Raw genomic sequence first — 24,092 nt, forward strand, 5'->3', positions numbered from 1 at the left:
GTAAGCAACCAGCCTCGCAATGACGTTATTATTTAAAGTGTTACTCCGCTACCCAAATGGCATCAGTAAACCAATGCTTACTGTCAAAAAAGTGACCAACAGGTTTAAATGAGGCTTTTACAGCCATCTGGTTAACCTGTTCAACGGTAAATTTCTGCGAGATCTCCATAAAAATGTATTCATCTTTTTCAAAATGGATAGTTTCCATGCCATTTATCCTTACATCCTGGTCAATCAGGCTAACCAGGTAGCTTTTGCAGGCGCCTGTTTCAGGGTCATAGGTTGGATAATGCTCAAACTGGTTGATATCAAAATTGGCATTCAGCTCACGGTTTATCCGCTCTAACAAGTTAAGGTTAAATCTTTTGGTGATGCCTTCCTTATCATTATAAGCTGCTAAAACAGTTTTAGGATTCTTTTTCAAATCGACACCAATCAGCAGCATATCGCCCGGCGATAAGTGATTGCGCACATCCTGGCAAAACTTTTCAGCAACATCAACCGGCATATTACCAACGTTTGAGCCTAAAAACATAACCACCTTGCGTTTATTTGAGATAGAGGCCGCTTTTGTAAGCATATCAAAATACTCGCCGTTAAGGCCAGTCATTTGCAGGCCGGGCAGCGTTACGGGCAGGGTTATGTTTAAGTATGATATTACGTTAGATGAGATATCAATAGGCAGGTAACTAAAATCAGCCCCTTGCTCTAAAAGATATTTTAATAAATAGGCGGATTTGGTGGCATCGCCGGCGCCTAACTCTATTAGCTCGAAGGCATCACCGGCGCCTATTATTGCATTACAGATCTCAGCAGTTTTTTCAGAAAAGATCTCCAGCTCGCAATTGGTTGGATAATACTCTTCGCAGTTCATCAGCTCCTGGAAAAGTTTATCGCCATTTGCGTCGTAAAAATACATCGAGCTCAAAAATTTAGGTGCTGAGCTTAGCCCGCATATTACATCCTCATAAAACAAGCCTGTTCTACAATTTGAAAGCCCGTTTACTTCGGCCTTTGCTAACGTTGGTTCAATGTTCTTCATTGGTGGTAGTTTGTTACTTAGCCAGCCTTATGCTGGTAAATTGCCATCTTAAATTAGTTTGAAAAAAATTACGATAGGTAATACGACTATGCCCCGGCGATGTAACTTCCGATGCGCCCCGCAATACCTTTTGATTAACCATAAATTTGCCATTATACTCCCCTATTGCACCCGGCGCTTTGGCAAAGCCCGGGTAAGGCAGGTACGAGCTTTCTGTCCATTCCCAGCTTTTACCCCAGCTAAATTGCGGAGCGGCAGCTTCCCATTCAAACTCTGTGGGTAATCTTAAGCCCTTCCATGCGGCATAGGCATATGCCTCGAAATAGCTGATGTGGCAAACGGGTTCTTTTAAGTTTAAAGGCTCCAAACCATGATAGGTATAGTGGTGCCATTCTTCATCAATTAAATGCCAGTAAAGCGGCGCTTCAACCTTATTGGTTTTTACCCAATCCCAGCCCTCGGCATGCCAGTGGCGAAAATCGTGATAGCCGCCGTTGTTTATAAATTCAAGGTATTCGGCATTCGTAACCAGGTTTGGGCTGATCTCAAAAGCATTCAAATAAACCTTGTGCGGGTTTAGCTCGTTATCAAAACAAAAGCCCTCGCCTTTAAAACCTATTTCGTAGATGCCTTCATCCAGCTTTATAAATTCACCACCTTCATCCTGCTTAATCTTTGGCGATACATAAGCTTTTGAATAAGCCGGGAATAGGGGATTATGACCTAAAATGTATTTAATATCGGTATACAAAAGCTCCTGGTGCTGCTCTTCGTGGTTAAAACCCAGGATCAACAACTCTTTAATATCATCGCCTGGCTCTTCGCATAAAAACTTAGCCATGGCTTCATCAACATACTCACGGTATTTGTAAATTTCAGCTACGGTTGGTCGGCTTAAATTACCCCTGTCGGTGCGGATAACGCGGTTGCCAACGGTTTCATAATAACTGTTAAATACGTAATTGTAATCAGGGTTATATTCCTGGTAGCCCATAAAGTAAGGCTTAAGGATAAAAGTTTCGAAAAACCAGGTAACGTGGCCTATGTGCCATTTAGGAGGACTAACATCAACCACGGGCTGCACCACGTAATCCTCTGTTTGTAATGGACTACAAATTTGCTCCGTCCGCTTGCGCACTTTTATATAACAGTCGGCTATATTCATGATTGTTATCTATCCAAATATCGTTTAAGGTTAGAAATTGTTTTAATATTTAAACCCTTTGCTTGTTTTTTCCTCATCATTAAAGCATAGGCATTATTAAAGCCAATTGGCTTTAGCCATTTTATTTTATACTTTTTTTCAAACTCCTTTTGCACATAATTATAAGTTTCATCCTTGCTGTGCGTTAATGAATCAATTGTTTTTGGCGATGGCTGTAAAATGGCCAGCAAGCCTGTTCCCGTATATTCCGGGTAAAAATCAATCTGATCATTTGTCAAAGCGTCAAAACAAATTTTAGTTCCGCCAAGGCCGGTTTTTGTAGAAGTATCATAATTGGTATAACCTTTTATCAGCATGCTGTAAATACTTGCCAAAATATATTGCTCGCCAAATATTTTTGATCCTATCCTTACAATTCCGTCATTTCCATTACGTGCCGGCTTCCATAATTTATTAGCAACTAAAAAATCTTTTGCCACCCGCTCTGGGCTTTGGTGAAGATAATCAGTCTTATAATTTAAGGCAGTCATAGTGCTGTCATTTATTTTTCCAGCTAACAAATTTAGTATTTTTTCCAACAATGCAAATTTTTTTAGCGAATTTTCTCTCACAATTGGAGCGGCATAATAAGGCGGAAATATTTTTTTATCATCATCCAGAACCACCAGGTCATATGCTTTTAACCGGCCGTCTGTTGAATAGCCGCTAATCACATCCAGTTGTTTTTCATAAGCAGCTTTGTACATTACCGCATCATTTATAACCAGGGTTTGAATTTTTAATCCATATTTGCTGATGAGCCCGAGGTTGCCATCCTGCCTGCCCATAAACTCGGGCGTAAAGCCGGCTTTAAGCTTGGTCCCATAGGCTGACGGGATGAAGTATAAGGAAGAGAGGACGAGCAGTAGCAGCGGTAAATCAATAGTAACAGTTCTTAGTTTTTTTATATTGAGTTTATGCAATCGCGACAGCAAAAAATCAAAAATAATGGCTAGCAAAGCAGCCGGAATAGCGCCTGCCAGGATCATGTTGGTATTGTTTAGGGAGATACCGCCGAAAATAAATTCGCCCAAACCACCAGCGGCAATGTATGATGCCAGCGTAGCCACACCAACCGTTATTACCGTAGCCGTGCGGATCCCGGCAAATATCACGGGCATTGCGAGGGGCAGCTCAACCTTAAAAAGTATTTGCCATTTGCTCATGCCCATTGCAGTGGCGGCCTCCTTAACTGCTGCATCAACCCCTGTTATTCCGGTATAGGTATTACGGATAATGGGCAGCAAGGCATAAAGCAGCAAAGCCACTATAGCAGGTTTGGCGCCAATACCCAAAAGGGGGATCATAAAGCCCAATAAGGCAATACTGGGCACTGTTTGCAGGATGCTTGCTATTCCTAAAACAGGACCAGAAAAGTTTTTTTTCCGGGTGATAAAGATTCCAAGCGGCAAACCAATCAAAACGGCAATAAATAACGATACAAACGTAAGCCCGATATGCTGCAGGGTTTGGGTAAGCAGCTTATCACTTTGCTGTTGCATAAATTCCCATAAAGTTTGCTGCTGCTCATTCATGGAACTGCTGTTTTTTATATTGATAAAATGCCGACATCAGTTCCTCAAAGTTCGCTGACCACGTTTCATTATTTTCCTTATCAATGACATTCAACTCATCTACCCCATCAAACTTAAAGTGTTCAAGGACACTCCAAAAGCTAACGTCTGCCGAAATATTATTCACTTTTTGCCCCACTCCTTTTTCAGCCTCCCCTTTGAGTGGCCGGGAGAGCTGGTTTAGCTTAATGGCCTTAAACTCCAATTGTAGTTTTTGCTCCTGCAAAAACTCCTTTACAAAACTATTTTTGGGGTTGAATAAGAGATCAGCCGGTGTACCATCCTGTATTATTTTGCCTTGATCCATCAAACAAATATGGTCGCCCAGCTCAAAGGCTTCCTGCACATCGTGGGTTACCATGATAATGGTTTTTCTTTTCAGCTCGTCAAGCGCCTTAAACTCCGCATGAATTTTTGAACGGGTAACGTTATCCAGCGCACCAAAGGGTTCATCCATCAGTAACACTGCCGGATCAGCCACTAAAGCTCTTGCCAGGCCAATGCGTTGCTGTTGCCCTCCGCTTAGCTCATTGGGGTAAACGTTCAGGTAGTCTTTTGTGAGATGAAGCTTTTCAAGCAATTCGGCAACCCGCTTTTCTGTTCGTTTTTTATCCCATTTTAGTAGCTGTGGTACAATAGCAATGTTTTCGGCAACGGTATAGTGTGGAAACAACCCATTATTTTGTAAAACATACCCTATCCCCCGCCGTAATGTTTCAGGCGATTGCTCAAATATGTTCTTGCTATCAATAAAGATATTACCTGCAGAAGGTTCAATAAGGCGGTTAATCATTTTTAGCGTGGTGGTTTTACCACAGCCGCTTGTACCCAGCAAGATAAGGTTCTCATGCTCCTTAACTTCGAAAGAGATCTCATCCACAGCTTTAACCTTGCCGAAGTGCTTGCTTAGCTTTTGAACCTTTATCATAAAAAGCAGTTAATCCTCCAATGCCAGGAAAAGGTTATTTAATGATTCAGCATACAGCGGGTGGGCAAAAACGCAGTAGCGGATCTGCTCATAAGTAATATTACCCATCATGGCCATTTGCAGTACGGTCATGATCTCGCCGCCTTCCTGCCCCAATACAGCTGCGCCCAGGATCTTTTTAGTATCCGGGTCAACCACCGCTTTCATAAAGCCGCGGGTATCACCGGTTTCAATGGCACGGGCCACATGAGCCATAGGCAGCTTTGCTACTTTATACTTAATGCCCAGCTTTTTTGCTTCGTTTTCGCTCAGACCTATCCGGCCCAATTGCGGATCGGTAAACATGCAGTATGGAACCGGCCTGTCTTTTATCGTTAGTTTTTGTTTCTCTATTAAATTGCGGTAAACTATAGTGTAGTCATTATAGCTGATATGCGTAAATGCCGGCCCGGGCTTTACATCGCCCAAAGCATAAATACCTTTCACGTTGGTTTCCAGTTTATCGTTTATAATGATAAACCCCTTATCATCAACCTTAACCCCGGTTGAATCAAGGTTTAGCGATTTTGACTGCGGTGTGCGCCCAACCGCTATCAACACATGCGAGCATTTTATCTTTTCTTCCTTACCGTCTTTGCTGATGGTGGCTACTATATTTCCACCGGTTTTCTTTTTAAACCTGGTAGCGCTGGCATTAGTATGAATGGCGATCTTCTCATCCTTCAAAATTTTGGTTAACGCCTCTGAAATATCCTCATCCTCGCGCGATACTATCCTGCCTGATCTTTCAATAACGGTAACCTTGCTCCCAAACCTGCGGAACATCTGCCCAAACTCCAGCCCTATGTAATTACCGCCAATCACCAATAAATGTTCCGGAATGTGATCCAGCTCCATAATTGATGTTGAATCAAGGTAACCGATATCATTTATCCCTTCAATTTCGGGCACAAAGGGTTTGGCGCCCGTATTTATAAATATCAGGTCGGCTTTAAGCTCTTTTTCCCTGCCACTGTTTAGCTTTACCGAAATGGTTTTTTCCCCGGTAAATACCGCCTCGCCAAAAAGCAGGTCGAGGTTTTGAGTTTTTTCAATGCCCTTTTGGTTGCCCTCACGCGCTTGGTGAACAATATCGTCCTTCCGCTTTTTTATCTTCGGCATATCAACCGAAAAGTTTTTTATTTTAACGCCAAGCGGCCCGCTGTTAGCCGCCAGGTAAGCCATTTTAGCCGATGCAACCATGGTTTTGGTGGGGGTGCAGCCGTCATTAACGCAGGTGCCGCCAACCCATCGCTTTTCAATTATCGCTGTCTTTTTTCCGGCAGCAGCCAACTTTCTTGCCAGTGGCCCGCCAGCCTGTCCGGCGCCAATTATAATTGCATCGTATTGCTTCATGTTTATTCGGTTATTTTAACACCTTTCCAAAACGCCACATAGCCGGTTATGTTTGCTGCTGCGGGTTTAGGCTCGGGATAATACCATGCTGCATCGGGGTTTTGCATTCCGTCAACATCCAGGCTGTAGTATGATGCCAGGCCTTTCCATGGGCAGGTAGTATGCACAGGTGAAGGCTTAAGGTATTCGACCTTTACACTGTCTATCGGGAAATAATGATTATTTTCAACCACAACGGTATCATTGCTTTCGGCAATTACCTGGTTGTTCCATGTAGCTTTCATAATTAGTATGTATTTATTTATAAAGATAGGTGGTTAATTTGAATTTCAAGTCGGAAAAGTCAGCAAAGTCCGGAAGACCGTAAAGTCAGGCCGGTAAAAAAGAAGAGACCGGAAGCCTGGAAACTGTAATGGAATTGCCACATTTTTCAGCTTAAAATGCAGCTTCTTCCGGACTTTCGGACTTTTTCGACTTTCGGACTAAAAAAATTTCAAATAATATTTTTAATTTATCATTAAACGTATATCTTTGCAATCCCAAAATAAGGGTTACCAAATCCAAAATCATTGGGAAAATGCCTTAAAAAGGCCCGTTCGTCTAGGGGTTAGGACGTTAGATTTTCATTCTAGAAACAGGGGTTCGATTCCCCTACGGGCTACCAGAGGGGAAAGGTTATCAAAAGATAACTTTTCCCCTTTTTTTATGCTTCGTAACTGCCTGTTAATCTGCAAGATAAACTCAAGTAGTTCGCTAAGTCGAGGGGTTCGATGTGCCTTTCCGTCGAAACACAGATTTTTAGGGTACATCGAACCGATCAGTTTACGCTTTTCAACGATACCAGCAGATTTATAATGCAGCTGTATGTTGGAATATTTTTCGATAACAATATCCAATAAGCCTTCGATAGTTTTCATTCCATCGGCCTTATTAGGCATGTCTGCAAGCTTTGCTTCCAGTATCCTTAAGGCTTCGCTGCATTCTGATTTAATTGCCTTAAAGTCCTCCGCATCTATATCTTCCATCATAAACCGCTTACGGGCATCGGAGAGTATTTTCTCCTGTTCTTCAATATGCTCAGCTATAACTCTGCGTCCGTCTGATCCCGTTTTATGTTCTGATTGAAAGACATCCATTACTATTTGTTTATAGAAATCACCGATACCGGGAGCAAGCTGAAAGTTCAACAACTCGTTCTCAAAGTACTCGTTGACAGTTGCCGCCTTAAAGCGGCATTTGCACTTGCCTGTGCAATGGTAATAGTGAAAGTAATTACCATGCCTGCCTCTTGATGCGCTGCCGGTAAGCATCCGCTGGCAATCAGGGCACTCTAAAAAGCCCCGTAGCGGCAACATATCTCTCGAAACGAACTTAGTAGCCGTTTGTCTTTTATTTCCGTTCAATACGTCCTGAACCTCATAAAACAAGGCCTCAGATATAATCGGCTCATGCTGTCCCTTAACGAACTGGATTTCTTCATCTTCATATGGTGGAACAACGATGGTTCCGCAATAAATAGGGTTACGAATGATTTTCCAAAAGTTATTTCTTTCACATTTCAAACCTTTGATACACCGCCGATTCAGAGCTATTTCCATTCGGGTAATTAGTTGGCCAGGGTAATTCACTCACTGCATCTCATCTAAACAGGGATTTACGGCGTTGACAATCTTTTGTCTTCCCAATAAATAACCAGTTTTCTTTTTACAAACAGCCATAGGTTATTTTGACGGGTATAAGTATCATAATAACGAATAGCTTCTGTTTGTAATGTCCTTTTCCCGTCTTCAAAAAAGATATGATGGGCAAGACATTGGACGGTCCCGGTTGTATCATCCCCGAATTTGATCGAGTTCTGTCCGTTAAGATGAAACGTCATATCATATTTTTTTAGGCCATTGAACACTTCTTCTAATTGTTTGCGCCCTTTCAACACGAAAACAGGCTTACTTGTATCGGGCTCTGACCTATAAATTTCCAGCGTACCATTTTCAACAAAAAGAGCCGCCTGCCGTTGAGCATTGGTCCTGTCCGCATAATAGGCAAAACTGTCAACTAACTGGCGTATAGCCATGTAATTTCTGAATTCATTTGAATTTAGTTGCGTTACGGAATCCGGGACGGACTGCGATTTTACAGAGAAAGCCTGTGTTATAAATAACAGAATGATTGTTACATTTTTCATATGGTGGATTTGAATTTGCCGACCCTCAGCTTTTATATATCGTCCTGGATCATTAATCTATTGATGATTTGTTAAGGAAATTTTCAAAAACTTAATTCGTTAGTTTCAGTGACCGCTAACATCCTGTCAGCGGTTCGTTGTTATTGCCTGTCCACTGTGTAATTCAGTTCAGTTACCCCGCAAGTAAATTGTCGGGTAGTCAACAGGTTTAGTTTTATTTTGTCTTTGATGTCAGTAAACAATGGAATGCCTTGTCCAAGAATAATTGGATTAACAAATAGCCAGTAGCCATCAATTAAGTTCTGTTGAATAAGTGCATGTGTGGCTGTCGGGCTGCCAAAAAGCAGGATTTCTCCACCTGCCTGTTGTTTTATTTCGTTTATTTTATCCGAAACGTTGTCGCTGATAATTGTTGTATCAGTCAAACCCGCGTCTTTCATTGTTTTCGATAAAACAACCTTGTGAGCTTTGTTATACCACTTTGAATGTTCCATGTCGTGCTTGCTCGCATCCGGCTTGTCTCCTGCGGTGGGCCAGTAATTTTCCATCATCCGGTAAGTTACGCGTCCATATAACGCCGTATCGGTTTCGCCTATCCGCTTACCGACATGATCAAAAATTTCTTCACCAAGTTTGATCCAGTTCATCTCTCCATTCGGTCCTGCCACAAAACCGTCAAGCGATATGTGCATAAATGAAATTATCTTTCTCATATTTTCTATTTTTTTTGGTTTATTAATGGGTTTGTTACTTGCTAATATTTTAATATAGTTTTCAAGTCGATCTAAAGTCTGCTTGGCGCCTTCAATGGCCTTAACCCTTCTGTTTAATTCTTCAATAATTGCTTTTGACTTGAACACTGACTTCATTGTCAATAATGTTTTTCCTTCAACCTCCTCAAATAAAATGGACACTGTAAAGTTGTAATCTTCGCTTTCCCCGAAATGTTTATAAGATAAAAGGGAAGGTTTCATTACTTCCAAGTACTCAATTTTGTTATCAAAATCCTGCCCCCAACCATGCATAACAGAGTCCAAAATTTTGCCGGTTCCTACATTCATTGATCTTATAGTTAGCGAAAACCCATCCGGCCCCCACCATTCCTTGATATGTTCCGGGGTGGTCCATACTTCCCAAACCAAATCCCTTGGGGCATCGAGAATCTTTGTATGTATAAGCATGTTCTCTTCTTGTTTGAACGTATTATACTTTTCCATTTTTCTATTTCTTCTTTTTTTGAATTTTAGCCAGATAGCTTTCCAACGAGTCCAGTTTATTGTCCCAAAATTTTCGGTATTGATCTACCCAATCCGTGACTTCACTTAATTTTTCGAGTTTAGCTTCGCAATATCTTTCCCTGCCTTGCTTTTTGATCACAATAAGACCGCAATCATTAAGGTATTGGACATGTAATGAAACTGCTTGCCGGGTAATATTAAACTCCTGGGCAATAGCATTAACATTGAGTGATTTCTGAGCCAGCATACCTATAATTTGTCTACGAGTCGGATCTGCTATTGCTTGAAAGATGTCTCTTGTTTGTATCATAATGCGCAAGTAATTGCTTGCAAATATATGCGCAAGGCTTGACTTGCGCAAATTTATTTTAACTATTCCTATAAAAAATAGACCAATTATCGTTTTCGGGCTTTGAGACAATACACTATACAGGAATTTGTTCCTTTTTCTAAAACGATGCTGATGCTGCACTTCCATTAATGCGCTTACGATTTCAAAAAATAATTGACTACCGCGTACAAAACCAAGTAATCACATAATACCGGATTCCGATTAATATTTCAGCTTGCTAAAAGCCGAAAATTTTGCAAAAAGGGGTTCGAAAAGCTTCCCCTAGGGGCTACGAAGCCGCTTTACGAAAGTAGAGCGGCTTTTTGCATAAATGTTATCGCGAGTGTGGACACTCGCAACTATTTTTCGGTTAAGCGTGGACGCTTAACCGGGCGTGCGGAAATAATTTCCTGATAATCAGTAAGTTATTTTTATTTTAGGCCTTCCTTAAAAAAACCGAACCTGAATTTTTGACTATAAAATCCAAGTAAAACAGGCCATCTAAGCTCTAAAACGGACTATTTTCCAGACCTCTTAATCAAATCTTCCAAAAACACTCAAAATTAACTTGCGTCTTTACTACGTGTTTTTAATTTAGAAAGACGCCTTATTTACCTTGTAAACGATTGTAATAAAGTCATAAACAACTTGGATTGGAGATTCTGATGAACCAGACCACCTGATTCCGGCACAAGCTGACCATCAATTCCGGGGCAAACTGTTAAACGCTCATTGGGGCGTTTTTTTATTGCTTTTGGGGCTTTCTGAATCTGATTTCAAAAACATTTCTGTAAGTTAGTATCGGCTGTCCTGCTTTAAATGGACGGAGGCTAAATGAGTACTATAGAAAACAAGAAAGATGCTCCCATCAAATCATTTGCGTCTGCAAGTACGTGGGAGGAATGGCTTGCTGCCAATCATGCAAAGTCAGACGGTATCTGGCTGCGCATTTTCAACAAAGAGTCGGGTGAAAAAACCGTTACATATGCAGAAGCACTCGACGAAGCACTCTGTTATGGTTGGATTGACGGACAAAAGAAGAAAGTTGACAGTGATTCCTGGATCCAGAAATTCACGCCGCGCCGGGCACGTAGTATATGGTCTAAACGAAACGTCGAACATATTGAACGGCTTACGGACGAAAAGAGAATGAAAGCCGCCGGATTGGAGGCCTTTGAAGACGCAAAGAAAGACGGGCGACTAGCGGCCGCATATGATTCACCTTCCAATTCGACAACCCCTGACGATTTTCTCAAACTCCTTGAAAAAAACAAAAAGGCAAAAGCTTTTTTCAACTCGTTGAACAAAACCAACAAATATGCAATCACCTGGCGGCTTCAGACCGCCAAAAAACCGGAGACCCGCGAAAAGCGAATGAACATTATCCTGGAGATGCTGGCTAAGGGCGAGAAATTTCATTAGGTAAAAGAAACAGAAAGCAGCACCGGATTCTCTTTTACTCCTTCGTCAGCAAACCCACCTGGCAGTGATTGAGCTATATTTTAGACAAAAATCGCCTGAAGAAAGATTACTTGAGCTATATAAAAGTGTCGAGGGTATTGAGCAAAAGATACCGGAATTAATAGCTGCCATAACTAAAATAGTTCCCATTCTCGCACTCTAAGCACTACTAAAAGAGAAACCCCTCAAGTCGGAAGATTTTTTTGGAGGATTTACTACTATAGCTATGAGCGTAAAGCAACTCATGATACTTCAAACCCAACTCATTGCGTAAGGTGCCAGGATATGTGCTACTAAGAGGGATATTCGCGGCGCTGATTATCAAAACCTTAACATTATGTTAAGTAAAAAACGCAGAAATTTGAAGCCCTGGAAAAAGAGTACCTTGAAAACCGCACATAACACATTGAATGTCAGCGAGTAAATACTTAGGTTTGAAACCTTAAAAACTCACTAATCGTTTCAAATCTTTAAGAAAAAAGTTCGAGATTCTGCCACTCACGGCTACAAACCATCACAAACAAGTTGCTAACAATCTCATTATTAGCAACTTGTTTGTTTTATGACCATCTCCGTCCCCCCCCCTTCCCCAATAAGCTATAATTAATTGATAGTCAGTTAGATGGTTGAAAATTAGGATTCCAATTTCCGTATGGGCTCAATTGGAATTGTATTAGGACACCCGTCATTTATCCATGTTATTTTCTTCAGATAAATCGCCATCCTCTTCACTCATAATATGGTTTACAATTATTTGAGCGATCAGAGTCATTAACTTATCTTCTTCGTTATGTTTCGAAAAAAAGCTTTCATCGTTTTCTATAATTCGTTTAGTAGGCCTTTTATTTTTCATTTTAAGGAGCCTATAAAATCTAAAGAAAACAATTGGATTGATTCAACACTCGTGATTGGCATATACATTCTAAAGCTTCAGCATAAAGCAATCGCTATAAACGAGCGCAAGTTGGAGGCGTTAGTTTCTGTAAGATTGGTAAAGTAACTTTATAACTTTTACATTATCATTTTATGTTATTGAACGAATTTGAGCAATTACTAGATCACAACAAAGCAACAGATTGGATGATAGCCCCAGGGCTTTACGTCCCCGAAAGTTTAAATAATAAAGATTACATCGTTTTCAAGTGCAAAACGTGCGGTTCGATAAAAAGACATTCAGTAGGTAACGTTAAATATTCATTACTTAATGATCCATATCATTGCCGCTGCCAGATTTGTAGGTTAAAAATAAACCAAGAACTAACTAGTTTAAGATTATTGAAAAAAGCTGAGGCAGCTATGGCTGAATCTGCCGGTTTTCCATGGTACTTAGATGGATCTAAAATAAACCATGATGTGTTCTATAATGTTAAAACACCCTTGCCATTGCTTTGTAAAACATGTAATAATTTAAAAATGCATAGCTTTAGCAATGTGCTCACAGCCATCAAAAAGCCTGGCCATATTATTTGTCAACCTTGCTCGGAAAATCAAAGATTAAAACTTAAGCTTGAGAAATGGAGGCAAAAAGTTAACTTGATTACCTGTAATGAATATGATCTTGACACCTCAATAACAGCCAGTGGGTATAAAGTAATCCATCTGCTATGCGGGAAATTTTATTATATAAGGGTGCCTAATTCTTTAAAAAAAGGATTATGTCCATTTTGCAAACAAACTAACACATCCATATTTCAAAGACTTAAAGATGAAAATCAACTTATTACATACATCGCTCAAAAAACAGCTGATCAATTAAAACTTCACCAGGTAAACAAGGCCGATAAGATTTTAGTAGTTTCATGTAATTTACACCCCAAGCAGGGCACTTACCCGCTGCCCTGGAGTTCTTTTGTAATTTCTCATAGAAAAAAAGGGCCGATGCTCTGCCCATTATGTAACAAACAAAGGCTCAGAAGAACAACTTATGAGCAATATAATCGGCAGCTTGAAAAGATTCAGTTAAGGATTGAAATGCCTGCAGAAAAGGAAAAGATTGATACGAAAGAGAAAGTTCTGCATTGGTGCACTGCCAGGCAAGGTCATCCTGCCTTTTATGCAAGTCCTTACCAGGTATTGTCTAAAAATAAAAGGTGTTTGTTCTGCTATGACAAAGTTTCCTTTCATAAGAACTATGATTTTATTAAGATCTATACGGAAATGGATGACGATCGATTTTTTACACACGCTGGAAAAAAGTTCAGGCTTTTATCTTCAAAAGCAGAAATTGAAAGCCAGATAAAGCCTTTTCAACACATTGGCCAAGTATCTATAAGACTTAACGAATTAACATGTCACTTACACAACGAATATAATGTTACCTGGGGCAACTTTTACTATAATAATGCAGCCTGTGCCAAATGCACACGAGAGAACAATGTTTCATATGCACACAGCTATTACCAGGCATTACTTGCCTATTTTAATTTTAATTACATTCCGGAATTCCCTATAAAGATCAATTCAAAAACGACTTACAGAATAGATTTCAAATTATCAACGCAACCTAATTACCTGGAAATAGATAGTAGCCTTCATGTAAATAAAGGATGGGATAGAGATCAAAAAATGATCAGGGCTTATACAGAAAGAGACAGGATAAAGGATAGCAAATTAGGTGGCAATATCGAGCGCATTAAGTTGTACAATAACAAAAATCAACACCTGCCTCTAAAAACTCAAATACAAATAATTGAAACGGCTTTCTTAAATAGGGCTTTGCAAAATAATATTCCAATAATGGCAACTGATATTCAAACTGCAAAGCGGGATCCTGTTTTTTTTCGAAATGCACGTATTGTTAATTACATCAGAAAGCTTGAATATTACCATCAGGGACACATTGAATTTAAAAATAAGACCCATCTCTCTGTTTTGAATGCATTGGAAACCAATGAATCTGAGTTCTTCTGTAAAATTCATCAGCAAGCTTTTGTCAGGAACCTTTATTCTGTGGCAAAATTGGATTTTTTATGCCCAATATGCAGGAACAAAATAATACTTGGGCAGCAAAAAGACTATTATTTAAGTCAGGATAAAATTCAACAGATATCTGAATTTGTTGATGTTCGGTTTGACGGAGACTTTGCTATTGATACGGATAGATGGGCACAGGATGTGCATTTTTTCCAAACCATTGTTTTTCCTGCCCAGTGGCATTCCGAAAAAAGAACGGTTTTTATATCTATCAGGGAATTAATTAGTTTACCTGTTGAAGATGTGTATAAAAGATTAAAGAAAACTAAATACATATCTCCTTACATAAAACATAAACGCTATTTTAATAGCTATTGTCCTGTAGAAATTAACAGTATAGAATTTACAGAGCGGCTAAACGCTAACAAGAACAGTGAGATTATGTTGAGTAGCTATCAGCATGAGGCCAAATTAATTAACAGGTTAATGAAAAAATCAAATAAAGGAGGTTATATTGAGCAGTTGATTGATAATAATGAAAAAAAAGCCCTGCCATACACTCATAAAACCGCTGATAACGCTAAGCTTTGTTTGGCTACGTTTGACAGAAAAATAATCCCCTTTTTTGCCGATTTGTCTGATATTGAACTGTTAACCCCCAGAAAGAATTATGCATATAATAAGCAATATTTACTTTTAAGAGATTTAAGATGTGGCCATCGCTTTTATTGCAGCTGGAACTGGATAACAGTCAGAAAAAAGATGAATAAGGGTATCCAATGCCAGCACAAAGATTGTTTTGATGTTTACTATAAGCAAGCTTATAGACCCGGCAATAAAATGGCTGACAAAAAAATACTGGAGTATTTTAGGAATTTATTTAACGCGCAATATTATCCAGTTTATCCAGACCAGATAATTAAAATAAGAGAACCTATTGAAGTTTCTCATTTGCCTACAGGTAGAAAATTTAAGACGAGCGTCGACAATTTCAGAAGAGGGAAATTTAGATGCATATTCAAGAAGCTTTCCTCAATGGAGTTATCACAACTTTTTCCGTTGCAGACAACCAATAATATCAGATAACCTCAGGCACGCACTAGTATTTAAAAATAAAGGCATAGCTTCCGTTGATTACTTCTTGATTTACAATCATTGATTTAGCGTCAAATTACAGGAAAGGCCTATTGTACCATAAAGCAGAATTATATAAAAGCAGGTAAAATCAAATCCTGCTTTTAGTATCTCAGTCATCGCCATCTTTAACCGGGGATAATTTCACAAAGGCGCTCCTCCGCGGTTCCGGCATCCGCTGCTGTGATCCTTTCACCGCTTTCCAGATAATTTCGTTTAACAACCGGTCGGGAGCGGCATCTGCTTTGGCAAAGTTAAATGATGCCGATTGTTTGGCCTCCTTATTCCAGGCGGTATTCCGTTGACTGATGTCAACAGTAGCATCATGGGCTGTGTAGGCAGTGCTATCGGGGATAGCTTGAAAACAATTCCACATGGGGGTGGCAGCGGCATCGTACTGGCTCATAGGGGGCAGCCCAAGGATCAATTCAATGGTACGGAGCAGCCCCGAAGTGGAGTACATCGTGTGGTTAACGCTATGGCGTTTAACAAAAGGGCTGATTACCCAGGCAACGGAACGATGCGCATCTACATGATCCGGACCGTCCTGGGCGTCATCTTCCAGGACAAAAATGGCCGATTCTTTCCAGATAGAACTATGTGATATATGCTCCACCAGCCTTCCGAGTGCCAGGTCGTTATCTGCTACCTGCGCTATTGGGCTATAAGCCCCCTTCGATAAGCCACTGGTATGATCATTAGGCAAATAGATCGTGTTAAAATGCGGAACATTTTGCTTTACCAGCAGAGAATCAAAGTCATGTTCAAAAATTTTTTCTCTGTATATATCCTGTATAGCCAGGTTCCAGCCGGGATATGCCTTGCAATAATGTTCGTCCTCCCTAAGCAGGCCAAGGGTAGGTTTACCAGTGTCCATAAACTCCCCGTAGTTTCGAAAAGAAACGCCGGCACGCTGGCAGTAATTCCATATAAACCCCAAAGGTGGGTTTGCAATCGGGCGACTGCCGTCAAAGTCATAATTACCTCCCCTGCCTGCATAATTGGAAGGCCAGTTCTTCTCCACAAAATCAGTAGCATAGGCAGCCATCGACCAGTTGTGGCCATCGGCACTTACCTCAGCGTCTACATAAAAATTATCAAACAATACGTAGTCCTGCGCTAATTTATGGCCATTAGGCGTTATTTTCTTTCCAAAAAGACAAAGGCTGCTGTCTCCATTACCCTCCGGCATATCACCCAAAACCTGGTCGTATGTACGGTTCTCCTTCAATACATAGAATACATATTTAATTGGAGAAGTGCCACCGACTTTAACAGGAACCGGATTCCCTGTTTCGCCTGAAGGAGCGAGTTCCCGTTCTTTAGAATAGGGCGTATTATCGTAAACCTGTTGGCTATAGTTGCTTTGGATAGCCGGGGTTGGGACAGGGATTACCGATAAGGTGCCTTTAAACATACTCCCAATATATTTTATCGGGCTGACTGGTGATTGAACACTGTTATTGCTCTTTTTATATTTTGCATCATCAAAAGATGGCTTTGCGCCAGGCTTGTACGGATTAGACATAGAGGACATGCCTTTTCCGTTGGTAACCAGGATTTGTTTGCCCCACACACGCACACAAGTAGGATACCATCCCACAGGAATAAATCCCAGGGAACGACTATTGCCAGGATCAGATACGTCAAATTCGGCAAGATAGTTATTATCTGCATTGGCAATATAAAGGATTTTCCCATCGGCAGACAAAGCAACACTGTTAGTAGCAGAGCCTATTGGCGCATCAGGTGATAATGCCGTATGAAGTGTTTCAACTACTTCACGGGAGTTCAGGTTAATAACCGATACGGAATTAGAGCTGGCATTAGCAACATATAGCCATTTACCTTTTGCATCAACTGCCAGATCTGTGGGATGTTCTCCGGTATTTACAGAATCTTTTAATATGTTTTTTTGGGTATCATATATCCATACTTTCTGACCGCCCCATGCGGAAATATACAGCTCCTTTTTTACCGGGTTCAGGATGCATGTATAGGCCTCAGCAGATAGTGCAACCTTATTCAATACCTTCATCGTTTTAGTATCGCATACATACAAGGAGTTGTTTTCTTTAGTCACTACGTACATCCTTTCGTGTTTTTCGTCAAGGGTAAGCCCTGTAGGGCTTATCTTATCATTAGGCCAGGGGCGGCCCAGTACAAGCGTATCTTTATTAATGAGGCTTTTTCCGGTATATTGATACCTGATAATAATATCATCATTACCACCAGAGGCGTATAAATAATGTTTACTGAAGGCAAGCCCCAACCAGGCATCATTTACATTCATAGTAGCCACTAACCTTTGTTCCTGCAAATTGATCAGATCAATTGTTGGGTGTCCGTTACCATTGTTTGTTACCGCTACATGGATGCCATCCGGCGCAATGACCATATTGAGCGGCAGATCGCTGCTTAACGGGATTGAATTTCCGGCAGGTGAAAGGAACCAGCCATTTGGAAGCTGAACCCTTTGCGCAACAAGCTGATTGCTTAGCAGCAAGAAGCCACCACAGATAAACCAAAAAAAACAATTTCTCATAACTATAATATTAAGTGGCTTTTTATTTCAGTACTTTACTCAAGACAAATTTAATTTGCCTTGAGTATTATACCTTATAAATGAGTATTGCCTACGTTAAAAGACAAAGATACTTTGTAAAAGTAAACAGGATATTCCCTGCTTGTTAATAAGAATGCGGGAAGTATTCATTTTCAACGGTTCCATCATCATAAAAATTCAATATCGCATAACCCGGCGGGGTTTCCAGGTAATAGCCGGGTCCGGCTGATTCAGCATCGCCTTTGCCCCACCAGAACCCGCTCATTGCGCCATTACAGCAATATAAAACATCGTTATAACGGGTTTGATCGGATAAATGGTTGTGCCCGCTTAAGCAAATTTTCACTTTGTCGCGGTGTTTGTAAAACAAATCTTTTAACTTTTTGCAATCTGAATGGCCCCCACCAACCAGCACCTGCGTAGTACCTAAAATTGGATAATGTGACATGAGCAATACAGGAGCAGACGAAGGTATTTTTTCCAGTTCACCCTGTAACCAGCTATACTGTTCCTGATCCAGCGAAATATTGCTGTTGTTACCATCAAGCACAATAAAATGCCAGTTCTTTTTGGTGAAGCTATAATACCGGTGTGGAATTTTCAATCGTTTAACCACATATTCTTTCCCGTACATTTCATCCTCTTTAGAAGGAGCCTTCCACCATGGGTCATGATTGCCGATACAGCTATGCACCTCATATTTATCAAGTAATGCTGTGCATTCATCCCAAATGCTCCATTGCCGGATCACCTGGTCGTGCTTTACGTCATCATAAGATGCATCATTAATAGAATCCCCTCCATTTAAGAAAAAATCGGGCTTGTGCTTTGTTATGATGTGCTTTAAGCAGCTTTTAAACCTCTCCGGTGCATTATCCCCCTCCCTAATGTGTACATCAGTAATATGCGCCACGGTGAGCACTACCTTTTTACCTTTTTTTCCTTCGCCGTTATTTATGGAAGCCAGGGCAGGCAGCCCGCCGGTTACCACCATGCCGGTGGCCAGTCCCGCTGCCTTTAATAAAGATCTCCTGTTTAGTTTCATCATTTCATTTTGTATCATAAAACAGAACTACTTACGGCCTGTTACCAGCCGAATATTTGTTTAAGATTTGGATTCAGTATTACCTGCTGTTGTGGTATGGGGCGATAATAGTATTTAGGTTCCTGAAAATCGCGGGTTACCGATTCGGTTACAATGAAACTCCCGGTATTAACATTTTTTAAATACACGGTAGCGTCAGAACCAATTGTACCTGTGCGGTAATAAATTAGCGGCACCCCCAGTGAGTTCTTTTCCTTTTTGTCTTCCGCCGGGATGGTTGAAGATGCGTCTATCAAAATAATATCTTCAATGCCATCACCGGTTAAATCGTATTTTCCCAAGCCTGCGAAATACATTCCTTCTGGGCTTTTGGCTAATAATTTTCCGGCCTTCCACCTCATCAGGTCATCATACCTTGTATTTTCAAATGCAAATTCCACTCTCCGCTCTCTTCTTATCTCTACTATCACTCCAATGTTTGATCCTATATTACCAAATTGTTGTTGTAATAATACATCGGGAGACGAATTTGCCTGTGCCATATTAAGATCGGGTAATCCAGCTCTTCTTCTGATAAGGTTCACCGATGCATCAAGTTGTTGTTGCGTTAAGGTACCCAGTTCGGCAAGCGCTTCAGCGTAGCTTAGCAACACTTCTCCATATCGGTATACAGGGAAATCCACCCCATTTACAGTACTGGCATCGGTGCTGTTCACGTATCCCTTTAATTGGTGATAACCTGTAAAATTTTTATTTAAACTCTGGATGTACGGCTGTGTATTCGGAACCCTGATCCATCCCGGATAAGCCATCGTTTGGGCAAGCCTGGAATCACGGTTCTGAAACTCATTTACAAAATTCATTTTATCATAATTTGGCTGATCTGTAAAACGGCTGCCATCTTTCATCAGGTAAGTTTGGATCAGGTCTTTAGCGGGGGCTTGCTCATAATCGCCAAAAACCACCCCATTTACATTTTGGCTCCGGCTTTTACTAAAGTCAAAAATATTGGCCAAAATAACTTCCTTATTTGCGGTCAGATCCTGGCTGTTGAACAATGCAGCATAATCCTGATCAGGTTTTCCTGTATTATAAATAGCGAAATTTCCTGAGGCCATAATATCACCAGCTATTTTAACAGCGGTTGCAAGAAAAGTATTTGCAGAGCCTGTTAAATTTAGTTCTGAGTGATATTTACGGTAAGTGCCTTCATAAAGCGCCGTACGGGTATAAAACGCAGCTACTGCCCATTTCCCGGGTGTACCTGGCGCAACGCTTTCCCTGACATGCTGATAGGCAAAATCCAGATCAGCCATAACACTATCCATAACCAGCGCCCTTGGGTCACGTGCCTTGTATAAAGCCTTATCACCCGGGCTCAAAGTACCTGAGTACCATGGCACATCCGAAAAGCGTTTAATTTTATCCATGTAAAATAATGCACGGTAATATTTAGCCAATCCTACATAATGATTTTTTATGTCCGCGCTAACTTTTGCTTTATTATAGTTTTCTAAAAAGTAGTTAATATCACGTAACCTGCTCCAATCCCACCCCGTTGTAATATTTTGTGAATTGGCACTCCCTGCCATCACATTTTTCACTTCTACATTAGCGGTAGTTGCAACGTTATCGCTGCTTTGATCATTCAGGTAGCTATTCCTGTCTGGCATTGAAAGCAGGCCATTAACGTATAACGCGAGGTCATTTTCTGTATTAAAGAAAAGATTTGGTGAGATAGCCGTTTGCGGAAAACGGTCGAGTCCACTTTTTTTGCAGGCAGTAAATGCGATTGCAATAAACAGGATATATATAGTATATTTCTTCATGACTGATTTTTTTAATAATTATTAAATCATTTAAAAATTAAAGATCTAAGTTTAAGCCGATTGCATATTTTCGCTGGAATGGATAGGCCCATGCACTTGAGCCTTGATTTACCGCCTCAGGATCTATATATTTCTTTATAGCCGAGAACTCGTAAAGGTTATCGCCGGTCACAAAAATGCGAAGGCGGCTAATACCTGCTCTCTTTGTTAAATTGGCAGGTAAGGTATAACCCAATGAAACATTTTTTATCCTTAAATAAGCGCCGTTTAAAAGGTACTTTGTTTGTGGGATATCCAATCCGGCCCCATAATTAGCATCGGCTAGCCATGATTGCAGTACAGGATAGTAAGAATTTGTATTTGCATCGGCAAGGCCTGCTGCGATATAAGATTTCGAATCCTGAGCTCTTTGCGCAGGCGTCTCAGGTGTGGCACGGTAGAAATTAAGATTCCACGGGTATATATTGGCATAAGGCTGCTGGTAGGGCCCCCAAAACAAATAATGGTGTGGGTAAAAATCTCTTTTTAATACGCCTTGCAGGAATACGGAAAGATCAATGCCATTCCAATTCATATTTAAATTGGCGCCAACGCTATAATGATCGGCGCTGTTACCAATAATTTTTAAGTCTTTGGAATCATTTGAACTTAAACCTCTTTCAATTTTATGATTCCCATCCAGGTCTTTATACTGGGGCCATCCCGGAACAATACTTAAAGCACCCCAGGGTATAATACTCGATTCATCAAGCGCATTTATTTGGGCCTGATTCTGGAATAAGCCATTATTTTGCAGTCCCCATATCTCTCCAATTTTCTGACCTACGCGGTAGCTGGAAAAAAGATTCTGATCGTTCTTGAATTTCGTGATTTCAGAATCAGAATTGGAAAGGAATATTTTGGTTGAAAAAGTAAAAGGTTTAGAAGCCAGCGTAAACCTGTCCTGATAGGTTACTGATAGTTCCCAGCCTTTTGTTCTTAAATCAGCTGCATTTTGTTGTGGCACAGCGGTTCCAAGCACGCCCGGCAATTCCTGCCCTCCAGTAAGCATCCCCCTTGTATTGCGGATATAATAATCAAATCCAACCAGAAATTTATCATTAAGAAGGCCAATATCAGTACCTATATTAAATGTAGATACCCTTTCCCAGGTATATGTATTAGGGTCAACGGATAATCCGGGGGCGCCATTAATAATCGGGCTTTGATTATTGCCACCTATTAAATAACCAGAAACACCTGTTTGCAATGATTGTATATAACCGAAATCGCTAACATTTTGATTGCCAAGGTTGCCGTATGATGTGCGCAATTTAAATGTAGATACCACAGGAGCCAAAGGCTTAAAAAAATCTTCAGCACTTGCTATCCATGCTGCGGATGCCGATGGGAAAAAGCCATAACGACTTTTTGTAGGGAAACGCGATGAACCATCGTACCTGCCGGTACCCTCTAAAATATAGCGCCCTTTATAAGTATAATTTACCCGGCTAAACGTGCTAGCGGTGGCATAGGCTGAATAGTTTGCATTTACTGATGGGGTACCATTTGTAAGTGTAAGATAAGGTAATGAAGATGATATAAGCCCATCCTTTGAGGCACCTATAGTTGAATAATTGTAATCTTCAGAGTTATACCCAACCATAGCGCTAAAAAAATGGTCGCCGATGGTTTTTTTATACGTAGTATATAAATTGAAAGCATTATTATACAGATAGCCGTTATTTTCGGTTACGCCACCCGTACCACCTTCTTGCCTCACATCATTTGGCCCATATCCAATATTATACGTATTTGCATCAGAGTGGTATTTCCACAATTCTCTTTTAAACGAAGCATCGCCATTTACCTGCAAATCTCCGTTTAAGAATGTAGCTGTTGCACTGGTAATATTTTGAAAACCAAACATAGTTTGAAGGTTATTTCCGCCATCAACCAACCTGGCTGCAAGCCTGCCGGCGCCTGTATTGGCCCAGGTACCATCCGGATTTTTGGCTACATCGGTTGGTTGCAGGTAATAAATATCTGTAATGCTATTAAGCGGCTGGGCACGTTTAGTTTGATAAACATTGAGGTTATTATCTATTTTTAGCCACTTTAAAGGCGAAAACCCAAGCCTTGATCTCAAACCATACCGGTTCCAGAAATCATCTGAAAGTTTATTCAGGCCATTTTCTTTGGTATAATCTGCAGATAGATAATAAGTTAAGGGCGTGCTATTTACATTGGCGCCTCCCGAAAGCGTTAGTGTATGATTTTGTGATAAACTGGCATCATTAAAAAAATATTTATACCAATTGTTGCTTCCCATGTAATCCCATTTGGTTGGATCAGATGGATTTAGCCTTGTATCAGCAATAGATGGATTATCAGATCTTTCTTTGGCCCACTTGTAATGTTCATCACTATAATTCACGTAGTCCCACGGCGTATTATTTGTAGAAGTTTCGAGCACCTTTGAGTAGATAAAAGGGTCAGTTACAGGTTGCGGCAAAATGGTAGGTTTACCCCATGAAGACAACGCATTGTAACTAATGAGCTGATGACCTACAGAACCTTGTTTGGTTGTAATTAATATTACGCCAAAGGCGGCCCTTGCCCCGTAAATAGCCGCTGATGCGGCATCGCGTAATATGGAAATAGATGAAATATCTGAAGGGGTTAACCGCAACATATCATCATTACTTGATGCCGGGATACCATCAATTACAATTAATGGCGAGCCACCATTAATGGAAGTAAACCCCCTGATATTGATTGTTGGAACAGTACCAGGCGCGCCACCAGGGTATGTAATATTCAGACCGGGGCTAAGGCCCTGCAAGCCTTGCATTACATTCGCGATAGGACGTGATTCCAGCTGTTTACCCGAAATTTGATCAATAGCGCCCGCAATATTTATTTTCTTTTTGGCCCCAAAGCCAACAACTATAACCTCGTTGAGGTTACCGTAATCGGGAGTTAGGGTCACATTTAATTGTGTTCGCCCGTTCAGGCTGATCTCCTGGGGTTTATACCCCATAAAGGAAAAAACCAGAACAGCCCTGGGGTTTACATTGGCAAGAGAGTAAATACCCTGTAGGTTTGTTGGCCCTCCCTGGGTTGTTCCCTTTACCCTGACATTTACCGAAGGAAGAGGTCCTTTGGTTTCAGCATCCAAAACCTCACCGCTTACAGTGATGTTTTGAGCGAAACCCTTTGCTACAAAGAACATGAAGCAGATCAATAGTAATTTTTTTTTCATAAT

General features: G+C 40.7%; 17 protein-coding genes and 1 tRNA gene. 3 read left to right on the forward strand and 15 right to left on the reverse strand.

Annotation, left to right across the window (positions count from 1 at the left end; all coding sequences use genetic code 11):
* Window positions 1-40: 40 nt before the first annotated feature.
* The 6 genes from BUE31_RS11855 to BUE31_RS11880 are packed head-to-tail and all read right to left on the reverse strand — an operon-like array spanning window position 41 to window position 6,427.
* Complete coding sequence (locus BUE31_RS11855; protein ID WP_073403661.1) at window positions 41-1,042, reverse strand: L-histidine N(alpha)-methyltransferase; 1,002 nt, start codon at window positions 1,040-1,042, stop codon at window positions 41-43.
* Window positions 1,043-1,055: 13 nt separating this feature from the next.
* Window positions 1,056-2,207, reverse strand: a complete 1,152-nt coding sequence (gene egtB, locus BUE31_RS11860) for an ergothioneine biosynthesis protein EgtB (RefSeq protein WP_073403663.1) — start codon at window positions 2,205-2,207, stop codon at window positions 1,056-1,058.
* A gap of 5 nt (window positions 2,208-2,212) precedes the next feature.
* Window positions 2,213-3,781, reverse strand: a complete 1,569-nt coding sequence (locus BUE31_RS11865; RefSeq protein ID WP_073403665.1) for an ABC transporter permease/substrate-binding protein — start codon at window positions 3,779-3,781, stop codon at window positions 2,213-2,215.
* On the reverse strand, window positions 3,774-4,748 hold the full coding sequence (locus tag BUE31_RS11870) for an ABC transporter ATP-binding protein (RefSeq protein WP_073403667.1): 975 nt from the start codon (window positions 4,746-4,748) through the stop codon (window positions 3,774-3,776). Before BUE31_RS11870 ends, BUE31_RS11865 begins: the two co-directional genes overlap by 8 nt.
* A 9-nt stretch (window positions 4,749-4,757) precedes the next feature.
* Complete coding sequence (locus BUE31_RS11875; RefSeq protein WP_073403669.1) at window positions 4,758-6,143, reverse strand: mercuric reductase; 1,386 nt, start codon at window positions 6,141-6,143, stop codon at window positions 4,758-4,760.
* 2 nt (window positions 6,144-6,145) lie between these two features.
* Complete coding sequence (locus BUE31_RS11880; RefSeq protein WP_073403671.1) at window positions 6,146-6,427, reverse strand: DUF427 domain-containing protein; 282 nt, start codon at window positions 6,425-6,427, stop codon at window positions 6,146-6,148.
* A gap of 305 nt (window positions 6,428-6,732) precedes the next feature.
* Between BUE31_RS11880 and BUE31_RS11885 the strand changes: the two genes are divergently transcribed.
* Window positions 6,733-6,807 (forward strand) — tRNA-Glu (locus BUE31_RS11885).
* Here the strand turns inward: BUE31_RS11885 and BUE31_RS30555 are convergent.
* The 4 genes from BUE31_RS30555 to BUE31_RS11910 all read right to left on the reverse strand — a co-directional run bounded on the left by BUE31_RS30555 (window position 6,767) and on the right by BUE31_RS11910 (window position 10,044).
* The gene (locus BUE31_RS30555) at window positions 6,767-7,741 is read right to left on the reverse strand and encodes a recombinase family protein (RefSeq protein WP_083619853.1); all 975 of its coding nucleotides are present in this window, start codon (window positions 7,739-7,741) and stop codon (window positions 6,767-6,769) included. The two genes, BUE31_RS11885 and BUE31_RS30555, sit on opposite strands and share 41 nt — an antisense overlap.
* Window positions 7,742-7,797: 56 nt before the next feature.
* Window positions 7,798-8,328, reverse strand: a complete 531-nt coding sequence (locus tag BUE31_RS11895) for a nuclear transport factor 2 family protein (protein ID WP_083619745.1) — start codon at window positions 8,326-8,328, stop codon at window positions 7,798-7,800.
* A 140-nt stretch (window positions 8,329-8,468) separates the two neighbouring features.
* Window positions 8,469-9,545: an SRPBCC domain-containing protein gene (locus BUE31_RS31435; RefSeq protein WP_234997802.1), complete on the reverse strand. Its 1,077-nt coding sequence runs from the start codon at window positions 9,543-9,545 to the stop codon at window positions 8,469-8,471.
* Window positions 9,546-9,549: 4 nt separating this feature from the next.
* On the reverse strand, window positions 9,550-10,044 hold the full coding sequence (locus BUE31_RS11910; protein ID WP_234997803.1) for an ArsR/SmtB family transcription factor: 495 nt from the start codon (window positions 10,042-10,044) through the stop codon (window positions 9,550-9,552).
* A 687-nt stretch (window positions 10,045-10,731) separates the two neighbouring features.
* Between BUE31_RS11910 and BUE31_RS11915 the strand changes: the two genes are divergently transcribed.
* Window positions 10,732-11,319 carry a YdeI/OmpD-associated family protein gene (locus BUE31_RS11915; RefSeq protein WP_073403673.1) on the forward strand — a complete coding sequence of 196 codons (588 nt, stop codon included), beginning with the start codon at window positions 10,732-10,734 and terminating at the stop codon, window positions 11,317-11,319.
* Between the two features lie 724 nt (window positions 11,320-12,043).
* Here the strand turns inward: BUE31_RS11915 and BUE31_RS31020 are convergent.
* Window positions 12,044-12,211 (reverse strand): hypothetical protein, encoded by a 168-nt coding sequence (locus BUE31_RS31020; protein WP_159440667.1) that lies wholly within the window; start codon window positions 12,209-12,211, stop codon window positions 12,044-12,046.
* 173 nt (window positions 12,212-12,384) lie between these two features.
* Here BUE31_RS31020 and BUE31_RS11920 point away from each other — a divergent pair, with 173 nt between their 5' ends.
* Window positions 12,385-15,357, forward strand: coding sequence for a hypothetical protein (locus tag BUE31_RS11920; RefSeq protein WP_073403675.1), 2,973 nt, complete (start codon window positions 12,385-12,387; stop codon window positions 15,355-15,357).
* A gap of 160 nt (window positions 15,358-15,517) precedes the next feature.
* Here the strand turns inward: BUE31_RS11920 and BUE31_RS11925 are convergent, their stop codons facing one another.
* The 4 genes from BUE31_RS11925 to BUE31_RS11940 form a co-directional block, all read right to left on the reverse strand.
* The gene (locus BUE31_RS11925; protein ID WP_083619748.1) at window positions 15,518-17,950 is read right to left on the reverse strand and encodes a bifunctional YncE family protein/alkaline phosphatase family protein; all 2,433 of its coding nucleotides are present in this window, start codon (window positions 17,948-17,950) and stop codon (window positions 15,518-15,520) included.
* 145 nt (window positions 17,951-18,095) lie between these two features.
* Entirely contained in the window at window positions 18,096-19,019 is a 924-nt protein-coding gene (locus tag BUE31_RS11930; protein WP_234997804.1) for a metallophosphoesterase, read from the reverse strand.
* A gap of 38 nt (window positions 19,020-19,057) precedes the next feature.
* Complete coding sequence (locus BUE31_RS11935; RefSeq protein ID WP_073403678.1) at window positions 19,058-20,845, reverse strand: RagB/SusD family nutrient uptake outer membrane protein; 1,788 nt, start codon at window positions 20,843-20,845, stop codon at window positions 19,058-19,060.
* Window positions 20,846-20,882: 37 nt separating this feature from the next.
* Entirely contained in the window at window positions 20,883-24,089 is a 3,207-nt protein-coding gene (locus BUE31_RS11940) for a SusC/RagA family TonB-linked outer membrane protein (protein ID WP_073404285.1), read from the reverse strand.
* Window positions 24,090-24,092 lie beyond the last annotated feature (3 nt).

Origin of the sequence: Mucilaginibacter sp. OK098, from assembly GCF_900142915.1 — a bacterium.
In the GTDB taxonomy this organism is placed as follows: Bacteria; Bacteroidota; Bacteroidia; order Sphingobacteriales; family Sphingobacteriaceae; genus Mucilaginibacter.